The 15253-nt window shown below is 72.4% G+C and carries 15 protein-coding genes; 9 read left to right on the top strand and 6 right to left on the bottom strand.

Translation table 11 applies throughout. The annotated features are described in order from the left end of the window. Positions 1–67: 67 nt before the first annotated feature. Complete coding sequence (locus FS641_RS10150; protein ID WP_144763387.1) at positions 68–1501, top strand: TrkH family potassium uptake protein; 1434 nt, start codon at positions 68–70, stop codon at positions 1499–1501. Further along, the gene (locus tag FS641_RS10145; protein WP_144763385.1) at positions 1494–2186 is read left to right on the top strand and encodes a TrkA family potassium uptake protein; all 693 of its coding nucleotides are present in this window, start codon (positions 1494–1496) and stop codon (positions 2184–2186) included. Before FS641_RS10150 ends, FS641_RS10145 begins: the two co-directional genes overlap by 8 nt. Positions 2187–2311: 125 nt before the next feature. Here FS641_RS10145 and proC read toward each other — a convergent pair whose 3' ends face one another. Next, positions 2312–3142: a pyrroline-5-carboxylate reductase gene (gene proC, locus FS641_RS10140; RefSeq protein WP_144763383.1), complete on the bottom strand. Its 831-nt coding sequence runs from the start codon at positions 3140–3142 to the stop codon at positions 2312–2314. 65 nt (positions 3143–3207) lie between these two features. Between proC and FS641_RS10135 the strand changes: the two genes are divergently transcribed. Further along, the gene (locus FS641_RS10135) at positions 3208–4164 is read left to right on the top strand and encodes a cation diffusion facilitator family transporter (RefSeq protein WP_144763381.1); all 957 of its coding nucleotides are present in this window, start codon (positions 3208–3210) and stop codon (positions 4162–4164) included. 46 nt (positions 4165–4210) lie between these two features. Here the strand turns inward: FS641_RS10135 and FS641_RS10130 are convergent, their stop codons facing one another. Further along, a complete protein-coding gene (locus FS641_RS10130; protein WP_144763856.1) occupies positions 4211–4642 on the bottom strand; it encodes a nucleoside deaminase in 432 nt (143 codons plus the stop codon). 105 nt (positions 4643–4747) lie between these two features. Between FS641_RS10130 and upp the strand changes: the two genes are divergently transcribed. The 5 genes from upp to FS641_RS10105 all read left to right on the top strand — a co-directional run bounded on the left by upp (position 4748) and on the right by FS641_RS10105 (position 10203). Then, a complete protein-coding gene (gene upp, locus FS641_RS10125) occupies positions 4748–5383 on the top strand; it encodes a uracil phosphoribosyltransferase (protein WP_144763379.1) in 636 nt (211 codons plus the stop codon). A gap of 417 nt (positions 5384–5800) precedes the next feature. Beyond that, positions 5801–6568, top strand: coding sequence for a winged helix-turn-helix domain-containing protein (locus FS641_RS10120; protein WP_186317690.1), 768 nt, complete (start codon positions 5801–5803; stop codon positions 6566–6568). Positions 6569–6887: 319 nt separating this feature from the next. Next, a complete protein-coding gene (locus FS641_RS10115) occupies positions 6888–7400 on the top strand; it encodes a MarR family winged helix-turn-helix transcriptional regulator (RefSeq protein ID WP_260855775.1) in 513 nt (170 codons plus the stop codon). Then, positions 7397–8746, top strand: a complete 1350-nt coding sequence (locus FS641_RS10110) for a deoxyribodipyrimidine photo-lyase (RefSeq protein WP_144763377.1) — start codon at positions 7397–7399, stop codon at positions 8744–8746. The genes FS641_RS10115 and FS641_RS10110 overlap by 4 nt, the downstream gene beginning before the upstream one ends. Further along, positions 8743–10203, top strand: coding sequence for a serine hydrolase (locus FS641_RS10105; RefSeq protein WP_144763375.1), 1461 nt, complete (start codon positions 8743–8745; stop codon positions 10201–10203). Before FS641_RS10110 ends, FS641_RS10105 begins: the two co-directional genes overlap by 4 nt. 25 nt (positions 10204–10228) lie before the next feature. Here FS641_RS10105 and FS641_RS10100 read toward each other — a convergent pair whose 3' ends face one another. After that, entirely contained in the window at positions 10229–11203 is a 975-nt protein-coding gene (locus tag FS641_RS10100; RefSeq protein WP_186317689.1) for a carbohydrate kinase family protein, read from the bottom strand. A gap of 140 nt (positions 11204–11343) precedes the next feature. On the opposite strand from FS641_RS10100, the gene FS641_RS10095 reads away from it, so the two are divergent. Continuing rightward, the gene (locus FS641_RS10095) at positions 11344–11916 is read left to right on the top strand and encodes a hypothetical protein (protein WP_186317688.1); all 573 of its coding nucleotides are present in this window, start codon (positions 11344–11346) and stop codon (positions 11914–11916) included. Between the two features lie 89 nt (positions 11917–12005). Here the strand turns inward: FS641_RS10095 and FS641_RS10090 are convergent, their stop codons facing one another. From FS641_RS10090 to FS641_RS10080, 3 genes are all read right to left on the bottom strand, one after another. Further along, positions 12006–12620: a superoxide dismutase gene (locus FS641_RS10090; RefSeq protein ID WP_144763369.1), complete on the bottom strand. Its 615-nt coding sequence runs from the start codon at positions 12618–12620 to the stop codon at positions 12006–12008. A gap of 44 nt (positions 12621–12664) precedes the next feature. Further along, entirely contained in the window at positions 12665–13150 is a 486-nt protein-coding gene (locus FS641_RS10085; protein WP_144763367.1) for a flavin reductase family protein, read from the bottom strand. Positions 13151–13589: 439 nt separating this feature from the next. Beyond that, positions 13590–15113, bottom strand: coding sequence for an MFS transporter (locus FS641_RS10080; RefSeq protein WP_144763365.1), 1524 nt, complete (start codon positions 15111–15113; stop codon positions 13590–13592). Between the last annotated feature and the right edge of the window lie 140 nt (positions 15114–15253).

Here is a 15253-nt window from a genome sequence, read left to right as displayed (position 1 = left end):
AAAGGCTAACCGGCCGGGCTCGGATGTACCATGCGATGCGTCCCGCCCATGTCCCCGGAGGCATACGATGCTCGACCGCACGGAGCCCCCGACCGTCTCGTCGGGTGCGTCCCGCCGACGGGGTTCGCGGATCGGGACCGTGCTCCGCGCCTCGCCGTCCCGCCTGGCGATCGTGGTCTTCGTCGCGCTCGTCTTCGTGTTCACGCTGCTGTTCATGACACCGGTCGCCGCAGCCGACCGCCGCCCCACCGGTTTCGCCGACGCCCTCTTCACGGCCGCGTCCGTCGTGTGCGTCACCGGGCTGTCCACCGTCGACATGGCCACGCACTGGTCGGTGTTCGGCAAGGTCGTCGTCGTGGTCGGCACGCAGATCGGCGCGGTGGGTGTGCTGACCTTCGCCTCGATCCTCGGGCTGTTCGTGACGCGGAAGCTCGGGCTCCGGGCGAAGCTCATGGCCGCCGGCGACTCGAACCCGCTCCGCACCCACCACGGCGCCGTCCCGGAGGGCCAGGCGGTCCGGCTCGGCGAGGTCGGCACGCTGCTCGCGACGGTCGCGGTGAGCACCCTGACGATCGAGGTCGCGCTCGGCCTGCTGCTCCTGCCGTCGGTCCTCGTCACCGGCATCCCGTTCTGGAGCGCCGTCGGCGACTCCTTCTACTACGCCGCGATGGCCTTCACGAACACGGGCTTCGCGCCGAACGCCGAGGGCCTGGCCCCGTTCGCGCACGACTACTGGTTCCTGACGCTGCTCATGGTCGGCGTCGTCGCCGGCTCGATCGGCTTCCCGGTGATCCGGGCGCTGACGAAGCAGCTCCGCTCCCCCCGCCGGTGGCCGATCCACGTCAAGCTCACCCTCGTCACGAGTGCGGTGCTGCTCGTCGGCGGCGCGGTCGTCTACATCGCGCTCGAGGCGTCGAACCCGACCACCTTCGGCGAGGAGGGCGCTGGGCGGACCGCGTTCCAGGCGCTCTTCCTGTCGACGATGACCCGGTCCGGCGGGTTCTCCCTGGTGGACTTCGACCAGCTGAACGGCTCGAGCCTGCTCGTCACGGACATGCTCATGTTCATCGGCGGCGGCTCGGCGTCGACCGCCGGCGGCATCAAGGTCACCACGCTGGCGGTGCTGTTCCTCGCCGCGGTCGCCGAGGCCCGCGGACGGCAGAGCATGGAGGCGTTCGGGCGGCGGATCCCCGGCGACGTCCTCCGTGTCGCGGTCGCCGTCGTCCTCTGGGGCGCCACGATCGTCGCCGTCGCGACCGTCGTGCTGCTGCAGATCACGGACGACTCCCTCGACCGCGTGCTCTTCGAGGTCATCTCGGCGTTCGCCACGTGCGGGCTGTCCTCCGGCGTCTCCGCGGAGCTCCCCGAGGCGGGCAAGTACGTCCTGGCGGCGACGATGTTCCTGGGCCGTGTCGGTACAGTGACCATCGCCGCTGCCCTGGCCGCCAGTCAGAGTCGGCAGCTGTTCCGCCGCCCCGAGGAGAGGCCGATCGTTGGCTGACCGCACCCGCCACGAGCACCCGACGAGCGTCAGCCACGACGCGCCCGTCCTCGTCATCGGCCTCGGCCGCTTCGGCGCGGCCACCGCTGGGCAGCTGGAGCGCCAGGACCGCGAGGTGCTCGTCGTCGACACCGACGCCGGTCTCGTGCAGAAGTGGTCGGACCGCGTCACCCACGCCGTGCAGGCCGACGCGACCGACATCGACGCGCTCCGACAGATCGGGGCGCAGGACTTCCCGATCGCCGTCGTCGGCACCGGCAGCGACCTGGAGTCGAGCGTCCTCATCACGGCGAACCTGGTGGACCTCGGCATCCCGCAGATCTGGGCGAAGGCGATCAGCCGCTCGCACGGCACGATCCTGTCCCGCATCGGCGCGAACCACGTGGTCTACCCGGAGCGCGAAGCCGGCGAGCGCACGGCGCACCTGGTGTCCGGACGGATGCTCGACTTCATCGAGTTCGACGACGACTTCGCAGTCGTCAAGATGTTCCCGCCGCGGGCGGTGCGGGGCAAGGACCTCGGCACGACCGCGATCCGCACCCGGCACGGGCTCACCGTGCTCGGCATCAAGCCGCCGGGTGAGGCGTTCGTGCCGGCCACCCCGGAGAGCGTCATCGGCGAGCACGACGTCATCATCGTGTCCGGGTCGACGACCGCGCTCGAGCGGTTCGCGGCCATGGAGTAGATCCGAGACGGACTGGGCCCACGCCGCCGGTCCCTGGCTGACGTGCCAGCGGCAGACAGGCCGTGCCGGTGGGGGGAGGCTCGGTGCCAGCTGGCACCGAGCCTCCAGTCGGTCCTGGGGTGCGTCTAGAGCTTCGACAGCTCCTCGGCCCGTGCGATCGCCGCGTCCGCGGCGCGGCGCAGCGTGTCGGCGAGGTCGGCGTCCTGCAGGACCGCGACCGCGCGCTCGGTCGTGCCCTTCGGGCTCGTGACGGCGCGGCGCAGGTCCGCCGGCTCGCGACCCGAGCGGGCGAGGAGCTCGACCGCGCCACGGACCGTGCCCTGCACCATCGTCTCGGCCTGGTCGTGCGTGAAGCCGAGCGACTCGGCCGCCCGCTGCCACTCCTCGACGAGCAGGAAGACGTAGGCGGGACCGGATCCGGAGACCGCGGACAGGGCGTCGAGCCGGTCCTCGGGGACCTCGATGACCGAGCCGGAGACGTCGAAGAGCCGCGAGGCGAGTGCGACGGCCCCGGCGTCGGCCGACGCCCCGCCGCTGACGCCGGTGACGCCGAGCCCGACGGCGATCGGCGTGTTCGGCAGCGCCCGGACCACGCGGACACCCTCGGGCACGCGCGCCTCCATCGCGGCGGTGGTGACGCCCACCGCGACGCTGACGACGACCGCTCCCGGTTCGAGGTCGGCGGCGACCTCCGCGAGCAGGTCTCCGACGACGAACGGCTTCACGCCGAGCACCACGAGGCCGGCGCCGCGGACCGCGGCACGGTTCGCATCCGGGTCGGTGTCGCTCGCCGTGGCGGCGAGTCCGCGCTCGCGGTGGGCGGCGGCGGACGCCTCGGACTTCGTCGTGAGGACCACGGCGGCCGGGTCGAGACCCGCGGCGAGCAGGCCCTCGAGCACCGCGCCGGACATGGACCCGACGCCGAGGAGCGCGGTACGGGGCAGTTCGATCGTCATGACCAGACCCTACCGAGCGGCCTGCCCGTAGGATCGGGCTCCAGGTCAGCAGAACAGGGGTCACAGTGAGCGCTTCCGGAGGCAACAGGGCGATCATCGCCGCCCTCTCGGCGAACGTCGGCATCGCGGTCGTGAAGTTCATCGCCGCCGGCATCAGCGGGTCGGCGTCGATGCTCGCCGAGGGCGTGCACTCGCTCGCCGACTCCGCGAACCAGCTCCTGCTGCTGCTCGGCGGGCGACGCGCTCGGCGCGCAGCGGACGAGGAGCACCCCTTCGGCCACGGCAGGGAGCGCTACGTGTACGCGTTCGTCGTGTCGATCGTCCTGTTCTCCGTCGGTGGCGTGTTCTCGCTCTACGAGGGCATCGAGAAGCTGTCCCACCCGCACCCGCTGGAGAGCTGGTGGCTGCCGATGGCGGTGCTCGTCATCGCGATCGTGCTCGAGGGCCTGTCGCTCCGCACCGCGCTCAAGGAGGCCGCACCGCACAAGGGCTCGCAGTCGTGGGTGCAGTTCGTCCGCCGGGCGAAGGCGCCGGAGCTGCCCGTCGTGATGCTCGAGGACACCGCCGCGCTGCTCGGTCTGGTCTTCGCGTTCTTCGGCGTCGGGCTGACCGCGCTCACCGGCAACGGGCTGTTCGACGCGATCGGGACGATCCTCATCGCCGTCCTGCTCATCGCCGTGGCGCTCGTGCTCGGCGTCGAGACGAAGAGCCTGCTCGTCGGCGAGGGAGCGTCGGTTGCGGACGTCGCGAAGATCAAGGCGGCGCTCCTCGACGGACCCGAGGTCGAGTCGATCATCCACATCAAGACGCTCTACCTCGGCCCGGACGAGCTGATGGTCGGCGTGAAGGTCGCGGTCGACGGGGACCGTCGACTCGGCGACGTCGCCGCGGGCATCGACACGGTGGAGGCACGGGTGCGGGACGCGGTGCCGATCGCGCGGGTCATCTACGTCGAGCCCGACGTGCTCCGGACCGGGCCGCGGCCGCCGACCGAGGCGATCGTGATCAAGGCCGCCGACTGAGGTCCCGCGCCGGCGGTCGTCGATGTGCCGACGGCGGCGCCGGTGGTCAGCGGCGGTCCTGGAAGAACGCGTCGAGCAGTTCCCGGCACGCCGGCTCGAGGACCCCGGCGATCACCTCGGAACGGTGCGGCAGACGCCGGTCCCGTGCGATGTCGTAGACACTCCCCGACGCCCCGGCCTTCGGGTCCCACGCGCCGAACACGATCCGCGGCACCCGGGCAGCGAGGGCGGCACCGGCGCACATCGGACACGGCTCGAGCGTGACGACGAGCGTGTGCCGTTCGAGGTGCCAGTCCCCCGTCCGTGCCGCCGCGGCCCGGAGCGCGAGCACCTCGGCGTGGGCGGTCGGGTCCTGCGTCGCCTCGCGTTCGTTGCGCCCCGTCGCCACCACGGCCCCGTGTTCGTCGAGCACCACGGCCCCCACCGGGACGTCGCCGGTCGCCAGGCACGCCCGGGCCTCGTCGAGCGCACGCTCCATGGCACTGGTGAAGGGCCTGGCCGACGGGTGCTCCACGGGTCCTCCTGACCGGTCACGCCGCCCGCACGGCCGGTGGGCGGCGCACGGCACGGTACGCTCGACCCTATGCGAGTCCACGTCGCCGACCACCCGCTCATCACCCACAAGCTCTCGGTGCTCCGCGACCGGACCACTCCCTCCCCGACCTTCCGGGCCCTGACCGAGGAGCTCGTCACGCTCCTCGCCTACGAGGCCACGCGCAACGTCCGGGTCACCGCGACCCCGATCTCGACGCCGGTCGCGCAGACCATGGGCGTGTCGATCGCCAAGCCGCGGCCGCTGGTCGTGCCGATCCTCCGCGCCGGGCTCGGCATGCTCGAGGGCATGGTGAAGCTCGTGCCGACGGCCGAGGTCGGGTTCCTCGGCATGGCCCGCAACGAGGAGACCCTCGAGCCACAGACCTACGCCGAGCGCCTGCCCGACGACCTCTCCGGGCGGCAGTGCTTCGTGCTCGACCCGATGCTCGCGACCGGTGGCACCCTCGCGGCGGCGATCGAGTTCCTCTTCGCGCGCGGCGCCGAGTCCGTCACCTGCGTGTGCATCCTCGGCGCACCCGAGGGCCTCGCCGCGGTGGAGACCGCCGTGGCCGACCGCGACGTGACCATCGTCCTGGGCGCACTCGACGAGCGTCTCGACGAGAACGGCTACATCGTCCCGGGCCTCGGCGACGCCGGCGACCGTCTGTACGGGCTGGCCGAGTAGTCCGGACGACGCGGACCGTCCGGGCGGACGGTTGACAGCCGATTGGTATACCGCGGATACTCGTCACATGACTGCAACCGTGTCCACCCGCGTCTTCTCCGAGGCGTGCTCCTCCACAGGGGCAGTGGGGACCGCCGGCACGATGATGCCGGCGATGGCCGTCATGCGTTGTCGAATGTGTGCCTGACCGGCACCCGTTCCAGCTGGATCCCCCGCGACACCATCCCCGTCGCGAGCGCGTGATCCCCGGGTGACGCCCGCCGACGACGCCCACGTCCGTCGCCGAGGCCGACCACCCGCTCCCCCGGGTCCCGCCCCGGTCCCCCACCGGGACCGCAGGGCGCAACCGACGGCCGTTCCACGGCACCGTCGTACCCGGGTCGACGCATTCGACACCTCATCGCCCGGAGAACCACCATGTCGCTCACCATCGCCCAGCCCCGCACCTCGCTCCGCACCGCAGCCCCCGCGCCCGTCGACCTCGGCACGGTGACGCCCATCCGCCCCCGCCGTGGCGCCGCGCACCCCGCCCCGTCGGCGGTCCCCACCAGCCCGGTCGTCGCCCCGCAGCGGAACCGCGCCCTGCCGGAGGGCACCGAGGCACGCGGGTTCGCCCTCTACGTCGGGCTCGACGAGGAGAAGGCCGCGGCCGCCGGCACGACCCTGGCCGCCGTCGTGGAACAGCTCCGTGCCCTCACGGCCCAGCTCGTCCCCGCGGCCGAGACCTACGCAGCCGTCGCCGTCGCCGCCGAGCACTCCGGCGGACGCGACGTCGACGTCGTCCGCCTCGCGCTGCAGGACCGTTCGGCCGTCGCGGCACGCAAGCAGGCGGAGAAGCCCGAGCCCGAGGAGACCGGGGTCGTCATCGACATCTCCCGCAAGCGCGTGACGCTCGACGGCGACCTGGCTCCGCTGACGTACAAGGAGTTCGAGCTGCTGCAGTTCCTCGTCCTCCGCGAGGGGCGCACGGTGGAGCGCTCGGCCATCATCGAGGGGCTCTGGTCCGACGACGAGGACGAGACCCCGAACGAGCGCACCATCGACGTGCACGTCCGGCGACTCCGCTCGAAGCTCGGCGCGTTCGAGGAGATCGTCCGGACGGTGCGGGGCGTCGGCTACCGGTTCGACCGCCACGCCGACGTCGCCGTGCGGTACGCCTCGACGCCGTCGCCCGACCTGTTCTGACCCGGGCCGGGCCCCCGCGGGGCGCTCGGATGCGGCTCTTGGTGAACTCGCAGCGAACGAGCGCAGATCCGGCTGGCGCCCGTTACCCGTTCGTTATACAGTCGGTCGTGCAGACGGTGTTTGCTGTGGCAGCGTCTGCGGAATGTGATTGCAGGACACTCTTGGTGCAAGGGTGAGGGCCGGTCGTCCACTGGACGACCGGCCCTCGTGCGTCTCGCCGGCCGTCCTCGGCCGTACCCCGCCAGGACGTACTCCTCCGGGCCGTCGTGTCGGCGGCCGTCGGTAGGGTGGAGGACCACCGGACAGAGGGAGTGACGGCGTGAACGACACGGCGCGCAGCAGCGACAAGGCGACGGCGGTCGCCGCCTGGGAAGCGCTCTTCCGCGCGCAGGTCGCGGTGATGCGGAACCTCAACACCGACTTCCCCGGCGGGGAGATCTCCTTCAACGAGTACGACGTCTGCTTCAACCTCTCCACGCAGCCGGGCCGTCGGTGCCGGATGCGCGACCTCACCGGGCACCTGCTCCTGACCCAACCGAGCGTCAGCAGGCTCGTCGACCGACTCGCCTCCCGCGGGATCGTCGAGAAGCAGCCGGACCCGACCGACGCACGCGGTGTCATCGTGGCGCTCACCCCGCGCGGCTTCGACGTCTACCGCGCGGTCGCCGTGCAGCACGCGGCAGCCATCGCGGAGCAGGTCGGCGCCGGGCTGACCGAGTCCGAGCAGCGCACGCTGACCGAGCTCTGCACGAAGCTCCGGCTCGCGTCGGCCGAGACCACTCCGGCACGACGGACCGTCCGGGTCCCCCAGACCGATGCGGCCGCGGTGTGACCGGCGCGCTGGTCTGGCTCCGCGACGACCTCCGGCTGGCGGACAACCCGGCCCTCCGCGCCGGGATCGACCACGGTGGGCCCCTGACGGTGGTGCACGTCCTCGACGAGTCGAGCCCTGGCATCCGTCCGCACGGTGCGGCGGCCCGCTGGTGGTTGCACCAGTCGCTCGCGGCCCTCGACGACGACCTCCGTGAGCGCGGCTCCCGCCTCGTCCTGCGACGGGGGCCGGCGGCGCAGGTCATCGACGCCCTCGTCGCCGACGCCGACGCCGACGCCGTCTTCTGGAACCGTCGGTACGGCAAGGCCGAGCGGGACGTCGACACCGGCATCAAGGCGTCGCTCACGGACCGCGGCACCGAGGTGCACAGCTTCGCCGCCAACCTGCTCTGGGAACCGTGGACGGTCCTCACCGGTCAGGGCGAGCCCTACAAGGTGTTCACGCCGTTCTGGAACGCGGCGAACGCGATGCCGGAACCGCGGCACCCGCTCCCGAAGCCCCGGCACCTCCCCGAGCCGGCCGACGTCGACGGCGACGACCTCGACGCCTGGTCGCTGCTCCCCACGGCACCGGACTGGGCGGGCGGCTTCCGCGACGCGTGGGAGCCCGGGGAGCGCGGTGCCTCCCGTCGGCTCGAGCACTTCGTCGAGCACGCGCTCGAGGACTACGACCAGCGCGACGAGCCGGCGATGGCCGCCACGAGCAGCCTGTCTCCGCACCTGCGCTGGGGCGAGATCAGTCCCTACCAGGTGTGGCACCGGCTGCACGAACGACTCGAGCCCGAGCAGCGCAAGCAGGCACCGGCGTTCCTCCGGCAGCTCGCGTGGCGCGAGTTCAACTGGAACGAGTACTTCCACTGCGACGACATCGCCACCGTGAACGTCCGGCGGGAGTTCGACGCGTTCCCCTGGCGTCGCTCCGACCCCGCGGAGCTCCGGCGGTGGCAGCAGGGCACGACCGGGTTCGACCTCGTCGACGCCGGCATGCGCGAGCTCTGGCACACCGGCGCGATGCACAACCGGGTGCGCCTGGCAGCGGCGAGCTTCCTCGTGAAGAACCTCCTGGTCGACTGGCGTGTCGGCGAGCAGTGGTTCTGGGACACCCTGGTGGACGCCGACGCCGCCAACAACCCCGGCAACTGGCAGTGGGTCGCTGGTTCCGGGTTCGATGCGGCGCCGTACTTCCGGGTGTTCAACCCCGACCGGCAGCTCGAACGGTTCGACCCGCACCGCGAGTACGTCCGCCAGTGGGTCCCCGCCGACGAGGACCGACCGGAACCCATGGTCGACCTCAAGGAGACCCGGCAGCGGGCACTCGCCGCCTACGAGGAGATGCGTCGCACATGACGATCGACACCGCCACGATCGAGCAGATCGACGCGCTCTTCCGCGACCGGGTGGACCGCGGCGTCGCCCCGAGTTCCGTGTGGGGCGTCTTCGACCCCGACGGGCTCGTCGCGTCCGGCGGGCACGGCGACCGCGGGGACGGCCGAGCGCCCCACGCGGACACCGTGTACCGCATCGCCTCGTGCACGAAGAGCGTCACGGCCGCCACGCTCCTGACGCTGGTGGCCGACGGCCGCATCGACCTGGACGCACCGATCACCGACGCGGTGCCGGCGTTCGCCGCCGTGCGACTCCCGACGCCGGACTCCCCCGTCCCCACGCTGCGGATGCTCCTGACGATGTCGGCCGGGTTCCCGACCGACGACCCGTGGGGCGACCGCCAGGAGTCGATCTCGGACGACGAGCTCGACGCGGTCCTGCGCGACGGACTGCTGTTCGACTCCGTCCCCGGCACCGGGTTCGCCTACTCGAACCTCGGGTACGCCCTGCTCGGTCGGGCGGTGGCGCACGCGGCCGGGCGCCCGTTCACCGAGGTCGCCACCGACTCCGTGCTCCGCCCGCTCGGCCTCGACGAAACCGTCTTCCAGGCGTCCGACGCACACGGGCACGTCGTCGTCGGCGCGCGTCCCTTCGCCGGGACGTGGGAGCCACTCCCCCTGAGCGGGCCTGGAGCGTTCTCGCCGATCGGTGGGCTGTTCTCGACCGTCACGGACCTGTCGCGGTGGGCTCGCCATCTCTCCTCGGCGTTCGCCCCGATCCGGTCCGGCGCGGCTGCCGAACCCGGGCCCGTCTCCGCGGCCGACCGGCGGACGATGCAGCAGGCGATGCGGCAGATCCCCCGGACCGCGCTCCCGAGCGCGAAGCGTCCGATCGGCTACGGCTTCGGCCTCTTCGTCGAGCACGACGACGACCACGGCACGATCGTGTCGCACTCCGGCGGCTACCCCGGGTTCTCCGCGCACATGCGCTGGTCGGTCCGGACCGGGCTCGGGGTCGTGGCCTTCGAGAACGCGACGCAGGCGAAGGTGTCCGTCCCGACCGAGACGGCCCACGACCTCATGCTGGCCGCGTCGGCAGCCGCGGACCGGGCGGCGGACCCGGCTGCGGCTGACGGCCGGCGACCGGTGCGGGTGCTCCCCGAGACGCGGGCTGCGCAGGCGGCCGTGACGCGCCTCCTGTCCGACTGGGACGATCGCCTCGCCGACGCGGTCTGCACGCCGAACGTGGCCATGGACGTCCCCTACGACCGTCGTCGGAGCGCGGTGGCCGAGGCGGTGGCGGCCGTCGGGGCCGACCTGACGGCATCGCCGGTCGCCGAGGAGTCGGCGACGCCGACACACCTCCGCTGGTGGCTGCCCGGGACGAGCGGACGCCTGCGGATCGAGATCCGGCTGGCACCGTTGGCGGCCGGGCTGGTCCAGACGCTCACCTGCGTCGCGGAGCCCAGCGAACGCTGATCGCCGAGCGACCGTCCGGTGCGGGTCACACCGGCGGGCGTCCTCCGACGAAGCCGACGGCGCGCGCTGCGACCCGCGCACCCTCCCGTGCCGCGGCGCCGACGCGGACGGGGTCGGTCGCCCAGGCGCGGAGGAACCCCGCGGCGAACGCGTCCCCGGCGCCGAAGCCGTCGACCACGGTGGCCGGGGTCGCCGGGACGGTCTGTGCCGGTCGGCCGCGCCGCCCGACCATGACGCCGTACTCGCCGAGCGTGAGGACCACGAGCGGAACGTGCCGCGTGAGCACACGGACCGCGGCGGACGGGGTGGCCTCGCCGGTGAGCTCGAGCGCCTCGGCCTGGTTCGGTGTGATGACGTCCACGCCGTGGACCGCCTCGAGGAACGACGACGCTCCGATGCTCCGCACGGCTGCGACCGACGAGGGATCGAGCGCGACCCGCGCCGTGCCCGTGCGCGCTCGGGCGACCAGTGCGGCGACGCGGTCGGCACCGCCGGACCCGAACAGCGCTCCTCCGGTCAGGTGCACGATGTCGGCTCGGGCGACGAGCTCCTCCGGGACGTCCTCGGCGGTCAGCGATGCACTCGCCGCGCCGTCGGCCATCGCGGTCCGTCCGGCGTCGCTCCGGACGGACACGAGCGCGCCGGTCGACGTCTGGGCGTCGTACCGCAGGTGCGGCCGGACCCCGGCGTCGAGGAGCGACCGTTCGTGTCGGTAGACGTCGTCGACGCCGACCCGGCCGACCATGTCGACGTCCGCTCCGAGCCATCCGAGCCAGGTGGCGGTCACGCCTGCAGCTCCGGCCGGGCGGTGCCGGATGCGGGCCGCCGGGTCGTCGTCGCCGACGGCGGTCGCCGTGGTGTCGACCAGGACCGCGTCGAGCAGGTCGCCGACGACGAGGAAGCGTTTCCCCGCCCCGCGCCGTCGCCCCGCGAGCTGGCGTCCGCCACGCGGGCCCTCGGGGCGCGACGGGCGCGCTGGAGGCTCGATCGGGGGTGTCATCACATCAATGGTACGGGAATCCGAGCAAAGCTCCGATTCGGTCGATCCCCCGGGAGCACGAGGGGTCTCCGTGTCGGCCGTAGCCGGTAACATACCGGTAGACCACATCCTGCCGGATGTCCGACCTCGCCGGAGACGCCATGCCCCGCAAGCCCGACCCGACCCTGCGACCCGCGATCGTACGCAAGGTCGCGCACCACCTGCAGGAGACGAAGGTCGAGGACGTCTCCGTGCGCAGCCTGGGGCGCGTGCTCGGGACCAGCGCCTACCCGATCGTCTACCACTTCGGCACCCGGGACGCCCTGATCGACGCCGTCGTCGACCACGTGTCCGCGGCGACGACCCGGGTGGTGCTCGACCCCGGCGCAGACGTCGCGGCGTTGGCCGACCACCTGGTCGCCGTGTTCGGCGGCCTCGACGACCCTGAGCGACTCCTCTCCGCCCGGCTCACCTTCGAGCTCGGTGCCGTCGAGACGCTCGACGGCCGCACACGCGAGCGCGCCGTGCACCGCATCCAGGTCGGGATGCTCGCGGCCTGGTGCCGCGCGCACGGGTACGGTGCCGCTGCCGAGCGGGCGGCGCAGAACGCCGTGCTCGCGGCTCGCGGCGTGCAGTGGGGCGTCATCGTCGACGCGGACCACGTCGACGCCGACCGGGCGCTCCGGCAGGTGGCGAAGGAACTCGCGGCGGGAGCGTCACTGCAGCCGGTCTGACGGGCCGCGCACCGCGCGCCACGCGGAGCAGACGAACGGGAGGCGCGGTGCCAGCTGGCACCGCGCCTCCCGTTCGTGTCGGTGTCAGCTCAGAGCGTGACGAACCGCTGGGACTTGGCGTTCGCGAAGCGTGCCGCGACGTTCTCCCAGTCGACGATGTTCCAGACGGCCTTCACGTAGTCCGCCTTGACGTTGAGGTAGTCGAGGTAGAACGCGTGCTCCCACATGTCGAGCATGAAGACCGGGACGAGGCCGAACGGCACGTTGGCCTGCTGGTCGAACAGCTGGAACGTGGTCAGCTTCTGGCCGACGGTGTCCCAGGCGAGGACGGACCAGCCGGAGCCCTGGATGCCCGTGGCGACCGCGGTGAACTGGGCCTGGAACTTCTCGAACGAGCCGAAGAACTCGTCGATCGCGGCGGCGAGCTCGCCCTCCGGGACCTTCGTGTCCGGGCCGAGGTTGGTCCAGAAGATCGAGTGGTTGACGTGGCCGCCGAGGTTGAACGCGAGGTCCTTCTCGAGCTTGTTGACGTTCGCGAGGTTGCCCGACTCGCGGGCCTCGGCGAGCTGCTCGAGCGCGGTGTTCGCACCCGTCACGTAGGTCTGGTGGTGCTTGTCGTGGTGCAGCTGCATGATCTTGCCGCTGATGTGCGGCTCGAGTGCGGCGTAGTCGTACGGCAGCTCCGGCAGGGTGTACTCAGCCATGCGAGTTCCTTTCGATCAGTGGTGTGCGGATGGTGCTCCGCGGCTCATGAGAGCCGGGAACGATCGGTGAGGGAGTGGAATTCCCGGTTGTGGTAGACCAACGGCTCGCCCCGGTCGGTGCCGAGGACGATGTCCAGGACCTCGGCGACGACCACCGTCGAGCTGCCGATCGGCGTCGTCGAGAGCGGTCGGCAGCGCAGGACCGATGCGGCGGACGGCAGGTACCGGTCCCCCGACGGCAGGGTGCCCCAGATCGGGTCGTCCGCCGCGGGGCTGCCGGTCGAGGCGAACCGCTTCGCGAGCGCGACGCCGTGGGAGTCCATCAGGTGGACGACGAACACCGGCGCACCGAGGACCGTGCCGGCCGAGCCGGAGTTGGTCGAGAGCGAGAACACCAGCACGGGCGGGTCGATCGCGACGCTGGCGACGCTCGATGCCGTGAGTCCCGTGGGGCCGTCGGGCCCCTCGGCGGTGATGACCGCGACGCCGGCGGGGTGGCCGCGGAACGCCGACTTGTACGCGTCGGCGATGGTCGCCGGTGCACGGTCCGACGATGGTGCTTCGGGCTGCTGAGTCGTGGGTTCGTTCCTCGTTCAGGTGGGAGCGGCCGGTGTCTCGGTCGCCACAACCCAACGTAGGACCTCAAGCGAGGTTGAGGTCAACGATTCCCAGGTTCGGTGCAGCCCGGGCGTGCCGCTGCGCACGGTGCGGGCTTCGCGGCAGGTGGGGTCCGCCGCGCCGCACGGTGCGCGGTTCGCGTCGCCGCACGGTGCCGGGTTCGCAGCGCCGCACGGTGCGCCGTTCGCGGGTCGTGCGCTGTTGATCGCCCCGTGCGGCGGAACAGCGCCGCACGAAGCAGGCAAACCCGCGCGGAGGGGCAACGGCGCACCGTGCGCGTCGCACCGTGCGCCGTTCGCGCCCGCGCACCCGGCCCCGCCCCGCCGCGCCCGCGCCCCCGCGCACTCGACGTCAGCGGCGCCGCAGCATCACCACGGCACCGGCAGCGGCGACGACCATCAGCACGGCGGCGACACCGGCCGTGATCGTCACGCCGGAGTCGAACGCCGCACGGGCCGACTCGAGGAGCACCTGGCCCGCCGCCCCGCCGAGGTCACCGGCAGCGGACACCGCTCCCCCGAGGGTCTCCTGCGCCGCGACGTGCGCCGACGACGACAGCCCGTCCGGCACGACGACGTGCGCCCGGTAGGTCGTCGCGAGGATCGTCCCGAGCACGGCCGTGCCGAGCACCGCCCCGATCTCGTACGCGGTCTCGGACAGCGCCGACGCCGCACCCGACTTGTCCGCCGGGGCCGTCGAGATGATGAGGTCGTTCGTGACGGTCTCGGACGCACCGATCCCGATGCCGAGCAGCACGAACGCGAACGCCAGCGCGGCGATCGACGCGTGGTGCCCGAGCAGCGCGACCATCGCGTAGGCGGCGGCCGAGAAGAGCAGCGCGACGGCCACGACCCAGCGCGGTGCGACGCGGGCGACGACCGGCACGACGGCGAGTCCCGCGACGATGGTGAGCACGGACCCGGGGATCAGGACCACACCGGACGCGAAGGGGTCGAGCCCTGCGACGAGCTGCAGGTGCTGCGCGATGAAGAACAGGAACCCGGTGAGCGAGAACATCGCGGCCATGTTCATCAGGATGCTGCCGGTGAAGGGCCGGCTGCGGAACAGTCGGAGGTCGAGCATGGGCGTGCGGGAGCGCAGCTGCCGACGGACGAACGCGATGCCGCAGAGCACACCGACGGCGACCATGGCGACGGCGAGGCCACGCTCCTCCGGGTGCACGACCGACTTGATCGCCCACGCGGTCGGCGCGAGGGCCCCGAGGGACAGCAGCATGCTCGGCACGTCGACGGGCCCGGGGTTCGGGTCGCGCGACTCCGGCACGCAGAACGGCACGCCGACGAGCATGAGCGCGAGGATCGGCACCGCGACGAGGAAGACACTCCCCCAGTGCAGGTGCGCGAGCAGCGCACCGCCGACGAGCGGCCCGAGCGCGTTGCCGGCCGCGAACATGGTCGACCACACCGCCAGCGCCATCCGCCGTTCGGTGGCGTCCGGGAAGACGTTCCGGATGATGGACAGCGTCGCCGGCATGAGCATCGCCCCGAAGACCCCCATCGCGACGCGGGCGGCGACGAGCATCCAGGCATCGGTGGCGAACGCGGCGGCGACGCTCATCGCGGCGAACCCGCTGGCGCCGATGACCAGGATGCGACGACGGCCGATGCGGTCGCCGACACTGCCCATCACGACGAGCAGCCCGGCGAGGACGAGCGGGTAGGCGTCGACGATCCAGAGCTGCGTGGTCGCGTCCGGGTTCAACGCGCGGGAGATCGACGGCAGCGCGAAGCTCAGGATCGTGTTGTCGACGGAGATCAGGAGGACCGGGAGCATCAGCACCGCGAGCGCCAGGAAGCGGCGCGCACGGCTGGCGGTGACACGCGTGGCGATGGGGCTGGTGAGGAGTGCGGACATGGTGGTGCTCCACGGACTTCGGGGGTGGTGTCACGGGCGCGGAAGTCGTCACGCGGCCGGCAGGACCCCTCTACTGTACCGTCTGGACGGTTGATGTTGCAAATGCAACCACCAGGGCCGACGGCGCGCGGACGGGAGGC

This window comes from Curtobacterium sp. 9128 (assembly GCF_007673775.1).
Classification (GTDB): domain Bacteria; phylum Actinomycetota; class Actinomycetes; order Actinomycetales; family Microbacteriaceae; genus Curtobacterium.
This window is presented reverse-complemented; position numbering and strand designations above follow the sequence as displayed.

Bases quoted from the DNA above. Each gene is read 5' to 3' on its own strand.
- FS641_RS10080 (WP_144763365.1), bottom strand. From the start codon at position 15,113: ATGTCCGCACTCCTCACCAGCCCCATCGCCACGCGTGTCACCGCCAGC.
- FS641_RS10100 (WP_186317689.1), bottom strand. From the start codon at position 11,203: ATGACACCCCCGATCGAGCCTCCAGCGCGCCCGTCGCGCCCCGAGGGC.
- FS641_RS10095 (WP_186317688.1), top strand. From the start codon at position 11,344: ATGCCCCGCAAGCCCGACCCGACCCTGCGACCCGCGATCGTACGCAAG.
- proC (WP_144763383.1), bottom strand. From the start codon at position 3,142: ATGACGATCGAACTGCCCCGTACCGCGCTCCTCGGCGTCGGGTCCATG.
- FS641_RS10130 (WP_144763856.1), bottom strand. From the start codon at position 4,642: ATGGAGCGTGCGCTCGACGAGGCCCGGGCGTGCCTGGCGACCGGCGAC.
- FS641_RS10090 (WP_144763369.1), bottom strand. From the start codon at position 12,620: ATGGCTGAGTACACCCTGCCGGAGCTGCCGTACGACTACGCCGCACTC.
- FS641_RS10150 (WP_144763387.1), top strand. From the start codon at position 68: ATGCTCGACCGCACGGAGCCCCCGACCGTCTCGTCGGGTGCGTCCCGC.
- upp (WP_144763379.1), top strand. From the start codon at position 4,748: ATGCGAGTCCACGTCGCCGACCACCCGCTCATCACCCACAAGCTCTCG.
- FS641_RS10105 (WP_144763375.1), top strand. From the start codon at position 8,743: ATGACGATCGACACCGCCACGATCGAGCAGATCGACGCGCTCTTCCGC.
- FS641_RS10120 (WP_186317690.1), top strand. From the start codon at position 5,801: ATGTCGCTCACCATCGCCCAGCCCCGCACCTCGCTCCGCACCGCAGCC.